Genomic DNA, 7,057 nt, shown 5'->3' with positions numbered 1-7,057 from the left:
GAAGTTACATCAGACGATATTTGGAATTGGTTTACTCACTGCTGTTATTGTACCTCATCTTTTTGATAAAGGCTATAGTTACGTCTATTTCAATTACTAGATCGGGTGGCGGTTCAACACCCCAAGCAATCCGATCTTTACCAATAATTGCCCCACAATTATCGATATAAAAACAATAATCTGGTTCAATTCCTCTTTCTTCCGGCAAATCCATCGTAATTGGTGTAAACGCTTCATAATCTCGCCCCAAGTAATCTAGCAAAACCATTGCCACCATTGCAATAATATGAGCTTGTTTTCCCTGTACTGGTAAAGGGGACATTAACAAAATCTCTCCTGGTCGATATTTGATGCGCGGAATCTGACGATCGCCCAATTGTTCTACAAGTGCTTGGTAATCCTGCCAACTACCAGGCCACCTCAGAACCGTTCCTGGTGGTAATTGAATTTTTTCTGGCGTGACAACTGCGAACATAAAACTTATACCTCCTGACTGAGTATGTGTGTTTTAAACAACTAAAAGCTATTTATCAATCTATCTGCTTCACTACCTCCAAAGCTAACCCTACCACCTCTGCAATTTGCTCATCCTTCAATCCCAACTGTCGTAATTTACCAATCATTTCAATTTTAACTTGATTCGTGCTCTCTTGGAATTCAGGAGTTTCAGACAGACTTTTATCTGGGGTAGAAGTGGGTAGTTCTGAGCAACCATTGATATAGTTAATTATGTGGCTATTACCAAAATTTGTAGTGCGACCGCCGAAATAGATATTCAGATTTAATTGCCGTTCTAGAACAGATTCAAGATTATGTTTATTCACTGGTTCGCCAAAAACATCAGATAACATTTGCAAAAGCTTGTAACCTACATCCTTAGCATGACCCGCCGTACAGCCATAAGTATCTGCAATATTAGAATACTTTTGTCGATTCAGTATTCCCTCGATAATTTTACGCTGCAAGTCATTGAGATGTGTGCCTGTATTCGCGCTGAGCACTTCATCTACAAATTCCAAGATATGGGCAGTGTCCATCAATAGGGGTGTCAGAGAACTAGAGTTAGTATAGCCGACTTTTTCCGTCTTTTTCCGTCTTTTTCCGCCTTGTATCCAAATTTTATAAATACCCGTCTTTTTCCGTCTTTTTTCTCTTTTCAGTTTTGGGTGATCGGTCTATGATGCTCAAAAGCATAAAATTAGCTTCGTAAGAAAAACATTAATGGTCTGTAGCGATTGTCTTGTTGAGATAGTCGCGGTGATTTAGACAGGATTTTTATTTTCAAGCAAACTAAGATGAAAAAACTAAGTTTATGGGCGCAAAAACTCAGCCTAATTTTGGGAGGAATTATGGCGGGTGTTTTTATGGGAGAATTAGCTCTTCATCAGGGGGGAATTAAAGGTATAGAAAAACCCAGCGATCCTGTTTCTTTTGATAGTTACACATTAGACGACCCTGCTGGTTGGTCATTGAAACCGGGCGCGTATTTCGAATGGCAGGGTGAAGGTGATCGTTCTTTCATTCGCGCCAATAAAGATGGTTTACGCGATCGCGAACATACCAAGGAGAAACCACCAAAAACTTTTCGGATCGCAGTGTTGGGAGATTCCTTTGTCGAATCTTTACAAGTGCCGATGGAAAATACTTTTTGGTGGAAAATGAGAAAGCAACTCAATAAGCAATGTACTGCTTTAGGCGATCGCAAAGTTGAGGTAATTAATTTTGGGGTTCAGGGCTATGGGACGGATCAAGAACTAATGACTCTGCGCCATAAAGTCTGGCAATATTCTCCAGATTTAGTGATATTAGCTTTTCTTCCTGGAAACGATATTATTAATAATTCAAAAAAACTTGAATTTTCTAAACGTAAGCCATTTTTTGTCTATAAAAAGGGGGAATTAGTTCCAGATATGTCAGGGCTGAAACTGTCACCAAGAGAACATAACTATTTGGAGTTTTCATCTGTTGATTATCTTCCGACTTGGTTGGTCAATCATTCACGCATTTTGCGGGTAGTCAGACAAGTTGATTTAAATAATAAGAAACGTCTAGTGGATGCCGTAGACAAAAAACGAGCCGCTAATAACTTTAAAGAACCTATCGATCCAGTATGGAAAGAGGCTTGGCAAGTGACAGAAGGATTAATTACACTAATGAGTCAGGAAGTCAAGGCCAAAAAGGCAGATTTTATGGTTTTGATTGTCAGTACGGGAGTTCAAGTCAATCCCGAGCCTATACTTCGTCAAAAGTATATGAAAAAATTTGCCATTAAGGATTTGTATTATCCTAATCGGAGAATCAAAGCCTTGGGCGATCGCCTCAATATTACGACATTGGATACAGTCCCGCGATTGCGAAAGTATGCAGAAAAAAATAAAACTTGCGTACATGGCTTTCCCAATGCTATGCACTGTGACGGTCATTGGAATAGTCAAGGCCATGAGCAAGTTGGTCAACTTATGGCACAACACCTATGCGAGCGGTTCAAAGCAGAAGCTTCGGATTCCACCAACAATAACGCCCTAGTGAAGTAAAATTAATATGATTCTCCCCAACTAAATAATAAAATTATTAACAATTGTACATCGTTGACAGCGCCATTGATGAGGATGGGGCGAAATCCTAACGCTATCTGTTTTTAAATAGAAGTACGATCGCCCTTTTTTAACCTGTTCAACAACTCCGGCGTCACCAAACCTTGCGGAAAAAATATCGTCCCCAAAACAATCAGCAACCCAAAAATAATTAAACGTCCATCCCGCAGAAATTGCGCCAACCAAATCGGCAATCCCTGAATAGTCGCCATCCCCCTCAAAACCTCCGGCAAAGCAGTAAACGCCATCCCACCCAAAACTGCTCCCAGAAAACTTCTGCTACCACCAATTAACACAGAAGTCAAGTAAATAATACTAGCATCAAAAGTCCCTTGACGCGCGTTCCAAGTATTGAGGAAATGGGCACTAACTGCACCCACAACCCCAGCTAAAACAGCACCTAACGTGAAAGCCAGAACCTTATAAAAAGTTGGGTTAATGCCGATCGCATCAGCCGCCAACTCATCAGCGCGGATCGCCGCAAAAGCGCGCCCCACCCGAATCCGTTCCAGCCGATAGACAATCCCCATACTTACCAAAAGTAAAGGTAGTACAATCCACAAATACTCGATCGGCGTCGCAAACGGTTGCGGAATCCCAAAAATGCCCACAGCCCCGCCAGTGATGTCCAGATTCAGCGATAAAACCCGCAAAATTTCCACAAAAGCAATAGTTGCGATCGCCAAATAAATCCCACTCAACCGCAGCGCCGGAATGCCCACCAAAATCCCCAGCAACCCCGAAACAGCCCCTGCAATTATCATCTCCAATAACAACAACGGCAGTGGAAATAAACCCCCTGTCTGTTGAAAAACCGTTGTAGATAAAATCGCCGCAATATACCCACCCAAAGCATAAAAACCAGGGCTAGCCAGAGACAACTGTCCAGTCATTAAAGGCAAATACAGCGACATTCCCAACATTGCACCCAGCAACATCGAGACAATTAGAAACCCATAAGTAGTAAAAAATGTAGCCATTTGATTTGAGATATTTTAGATTAGAAGTTATTAAGGAAAATCGGGTAAGCTTGGTTTCCAATTTGGATTGATTAAGCTAGTCTGAATATGGTCTTCCCACCGACCATTTATCAACAAATAGTCTCTCGAGTAACCTTCTACTAAAAATCCTAATTTTTTAAGTAGATTACCGCTACGCTGATTGTGAGGCATATAATTTGCTATAATGCGATGTAAATTTAACTCTCCAAAAACATATTGAATTGCAACTCTCACAGCTTCCGTCATATAACCTTTACCTTGTTGCGCTTCTGCCAGATTATATCCCAAAAAGCAAAACTGACCGGCACCTCGTACAAAATTATCAAAATTAACGTTACCGACAATATACTCAGGATTAGCCTTCTCAAAAATCCACATCTTTAAAGATTTGTCAGACTCAAATTCTTGGAAATGTTTCTCTACTTGTTTTTGCCAATAACTTTCCGTTAAAAAATCCTCCTCCCAATGTCGATGCCAGGGAGTAAAAAACTTTTGATTGTCACTGTAAAACTTAATTATTTCGCAGATATCGTCTTGATTGGCTAATCGCAAACAAAGGCCATCGCTTACTATTAATGGAACTTCCGAATTCATCAAACTCCCTCTAAAGTATGAATAAGTTTTATAGGTAAGCATATAAAACTCCACAACAGTTGATACTGCCTGGTTTAGGTATAGTCTTTGCTGGAAACCCATTTTCCCTTGTCAAAACCGTCTTGGCTTAGGAGATGTCCTGCAAATTAGCTTAGACTTTCTGAATCAAACGCCGTCCAAACAAACCCTGCGGTCTAACCAATAGCATAATAAACAATATGGCAAAAGCAACAGCATCCTTATAAGCCGAAAAATCACCAGGCACAAAAGCCTCAACCAAACCAATCATAAACCCACCCAAAACCGCCCCAGGAATACTCCCCAACCCCCCAAGCACAATCACCGCCAAACCCTTCAAACCAAAAGCAATACCAAAATACGGCCCAGCAATACTCACACTAGAACCCACCAAACTCCCCGCCAAACCAGCCAGAAAACTGCTCACAAAAAACGTCAAAACGATGTATCTATCAGTATCAATACCCAAGAGACTAGAAGTAGTAGCATCTTCAGCCACAGCCTGCATTGCTTTGCCAAACTTAGTGAAATTTATTAAGTAAGTTAAGACAGCTACAATCGCAACTGATACCGCAAAAATTACTATTTGAACAGTCCGAATTGGAATAGGTTTATCGGCTGTTCCGAAGTTAATTGCAGCAGGTAAATAGCCGTAAGTGTTAGCAGGAAAAGTGTAAATTTCCGCACCTACAAGATATTGGATAATATTGGCGATCGCAACGGCCACACCCAAACTAGAAACCACCGTCAGCAGAGGATCAGAGAGTCGGCGGCGCAAAGGCAAAAAAGCAATTCGTTCAACAATTACTCCCACCAAACCAGCCATGACACTTCCCAAAATTAACGCCACAGCAAAAGGCAACTGCACGGGAATTTGAGCGTTAGCCCACAACCCATTAAAACCGAAAGCACCTCCCATCAGCGCATATGTGAAATAAGCACCCAAAGTAAATACTGCACCGTGAGCAAAATTAATAATTCCCAAAATAGAAAAGACCAGCGTGTATCCCAGGGCAAAAATAGCATACACGCTGCCGATCGACAAACCATTCAAAAATTGTTGCAAAAACAGAGTTAAGTCCATTACCAGTTAGAGATTCGGCATCAACATTAAATCATTCAAAAACAAACAGCATACAGTTTTGGCATTGCTGAATACAGGTATGAATTAAAGATTTCCCAATTGCTAGAAGCCAAGTAGGGTGAGTTTTGTAACATCAAGCGAAAAGTTGATTCATACGCCAGAATAAGCAACGCCCAATTTTTACTCTGATTTTTGACTGCCCCCCAAGGGGGGCAGCGGGGTTAACCTCAGACTCACACTCAATAACTCATCCGTGTATCCGTGTCGGGCATTCATTTCAAAAACTCAAACTTACCATTATTTCCATCAGCATGCATTTTGATCTTTGCCACATAAAACTCTTTCTGATTAATCTCACCTTCAGGCGTAAAAGAAATTTCCCCCAAAGGCGTATCGTACTTGCCCACCAGCAACTGCTGATTCAAATTTGTACGCAACTCGGTCAACGGCTTTTCGCTAACCTTAGACTTAGCATTAATTGCCTTTAATGACTCAACAAAAACTTGTACGCCCGTAAAAGCCTGAGCGCTAAACTGAGGCGGTTCTTTCTTGAATTGAGCGCCATAAGCCTCGCGAAAAGCCTTATTAACTTCATTTTTGTATTCCGGGCTGTAGGCTTGGGCAATCAAAACCCCATCGCAAAGAGCCTTGCAAACAGGAAATACATTAGAAGTATTCAGACCGTTGCCCCCAATGATAACGCCTTTGTAACCCAACTCCCGCAATTGCTTAATTAAATTGCCTCCATCCGCGGCCAACCCAGAAATAATGATTAAATCCGGCTTGACATTTATCCCATTAGTGGCTTGAGATTGGAAATCTGTATCAGTAGTCAAGAATTTTTGGACTGTTGCCAATTCCAGCCCCATCTCTTTAACCGTTGTCTGAAAAGTTTCAGTCTCAGATTTGCTAAAAGCATCATTCTGAGCAAAAAACACGGCTACTTTCTTAATATTGGGATTTTGCTTCAGGGCCGCTTTAACTGCATTAGGTGCTACCACGGCCACAGGCGCAGAGACTCTGGCCACATAATCGCCAATCTGGGGAATGCCTTTAGCGGTGTTGGAGGGGCCGAGTACGGGAACTTTTGCTCTATCGGCGATCGGATCGGCACTAAAAGCTTGTTGCGAGAGAGTCGGCCCCACAATACCTACCACCTTATCCTGATTGATTAGAGTATTGAAGGCATTGATCGTCCCTTGTTCATCTCCACCAGTATCTTGGAACACCAGTCTAATCGGCGTCCCATCCACACCGCCCTTATCGTTGAAATACTTCTCAGCAATTTTCGCCCCAGCCACCTGTTCCTGACCCAGCAAAGCCACATTGCTAGTTTGCGCCACCCCAACCCCAATGGGAATAGCAGTAGAGTTCCCCGCAGCCGAACCCTGTGGCGAAGTTGCCGGAGATGGCGAAGTACCTGGAGATACTGTAGTTGATGTCTGGGGAGTGTTGGTCTGACTGCAAGCGATCAGCAGTAAAGCGCAGGTAACGAACAAGGCAGTAGGGGGAGCGGCAGGTTTTTTCATAAGCGGGCGATCGAACATCTATATATAGAACATCTACACGTAGAGATATTCTACTCATGCACGGTAGATACTCCCCTCAAAAGTCCAATCTTGCCCAAAAAAAAGACCCCATAGTTAAAAGAGGAGTCAGCCAGGGGATACCGGAGCGGTGAAGGACAGCCGAAACCCTTGGTATGTATAGGTTCCCCAAGAATTCAAAAATATTTTCGCAAAACGCTTGACAACTCTGGGGAGAGT

The 7,057-nt window shown here is 42.3% G+C and carries 7 protein-coding genes; 1 reads left to right on the top strand and 6 read right to left on the bottom strand.

Annotated elements, in window-relative coordinates:
- Positions 1-31: 31 nt before the first annotated feature.
- Positions 32-475, bottom strand: a complete 444-nt coding sequence (locus QUB77_RS31020; RefSeq protein WP_333180848.1) for a Uma2 family endonuclease — start codon at positions 473-475, stop codon at positions 32-34.
- A 55-nt stretch (positions 476-530) separates the two neighbouring features.
- Positions 531-1,037 (bottom strand): hypothetical protein, encoded by a 507-nt coding sequence (locus QUB77_RS31015; protein ID WP_333180849.1) that lies wholly within the window; start codon positions 1,035-1,037, stop codon positions 531-533.
- Positions 1,038-1,295: 258 nt separating this feature from the next.
- Between QUB77_RS31015 and QUB77_RS31010 the strand changes: the two genes are divergently transcribed.
- Positions 1,296-2,534: an SGNH/GDSL hydrolase family protein gene (locus tag QUB77_RS31010; protein ID WP_333180850.1), complete on the top strand. Its 1,239-nt coding sequence runs from the start codon at positions 1,296-1,298 to the stop codon at positions 2,532-2,534.
- A 104-nt stretch (positions 2,535-2,638) separates the two neighbouring features.
- Here the strand turns inward: QUB77_RS31010 and QUB77_RS31005 are convergent, their stop codons facing one another.
- From QUB77_RS31005 to QUB77_RS30990, 4 genes are all read right to left on the bottom strand, one after another.
- Positions 2,639-3,574, bottom strand: coding sequence for a branched-chain amino acid ABC transporter permease (locus QUB77_RS31005; RefSeq protein ID WP_333180851.1), 936 nt, complete (start codon positions 3,572-3,574; stop codon positions 2,639-2,641).
- Positions 3,575-3,604: 30 nt separating this feature from the next.
- Positions 3,605-4,189 (bottom strand): GNAT family N-acetyltransferase, encoded by a 585-nt coding sequence (locus QUB77_RS31000; protein WP_333180852.1) that lies wholly within the window; start codon positions 4,187-4,189, stop codon positions 3,605-3,607.
- A gap of 151 nt (positions 4,190-4,340) precedes the next feature.
- Positions 4,341-5,291, bottom strand: coding sequence for a branched-chain amino acid ABC transporter permease (locus tag QUB77_RS30995; RefSeq protein ID WP_333180853.1), 951 nt, complete (start codon positions 5,289-5,291; stop codon positions 4,341-4,343).
- Between the two features lie 272 nt (positions 5,292-5,563).
- Positions 5,564-6,820, bottom strand: coding sequence for an ABC transporter substrate-binding protein (locus tag QUB77_RS30990; RefSeq protein ID WP_333180854.1), 1,257 nt, complete (start codon positions 6,818-6,820; stop codon positions 5,564-5,566).
- Positions 6,821-7,057 lie beyond the last annotated feature (237 nt).

Origin of the sequence: Microcoleus sp. AT9b-C3 (assembly GCF_036705485.1) — a bacterium.
In the GTDB taxonomy this organism is placed as follows: domain Bacteria; phylum Cyanobacteriota; class Cyanobacteriia; order Cyanobacteriales; family Microcoleaceae; genus Microcoleus.
The sequence above is the reverse complement of the archived record's forward strand: the minus strand, read 5'-3'. Positions and strand labels throughout refer to the sequence as shown.

What these genes read in the sequence shown, in the direction of transcription:
- QUB77_RS30995 (WP_333180853.1), bottom strand. Translation starts at nt 5,291, where the DNA reads ATGGACTTAACTCTGTTTTTGCAACAATTTTTGAATGGTTTGTCGATC.
- QUB77_RS31000 (WP_333180852.1), bottom strand. Translation starts at nt 4,189, where the DNA reads ATGAATTCGGAAGTTCCATTAATAGTAAGCGATGGCCTTTGTTTGCGA.
- QUB77_RS31005 (WP_333180851.1), bottom strand. Translation starts at nt 3,574, where the DNA reads ATGGCTACATTTTTTACTACTTATGGGTTTCTAATTGTCTCGATGTTG.
- QUB77_RS30990 (WP_333180854.1), bottom strand. Translation starts at nt 6,820, where the DNA reads ATGAAAAAACCTGCCGCTCCCCCTACTGCCTTGTTCGTTACCTGCGCT.
- QUB77_RS31020 (WP_333180848.1), bottom strand. Translation starts at nt 475, where the DNA reads ATGTTCGCAGTTGTCACGCCAGAAAAAATTCAATTACCACCAGGAACG.
- QUB77_RS31010 (WP_333180850.1), top strand. Translation starts at nt 1,296, where the DNA reads ATGAAAAAACTAAGTTTATGGGCGCAAAAACTCAGCCTAATTTTGGGA.
- QUB77_RS31015 (WP_333180849.1), bottom strand. Translation starts at nt 1,037, where the DNA reads ATGGACACTGCCCATATCTTGGAATTTGTAGATGAAGTGCTCAGCGCG.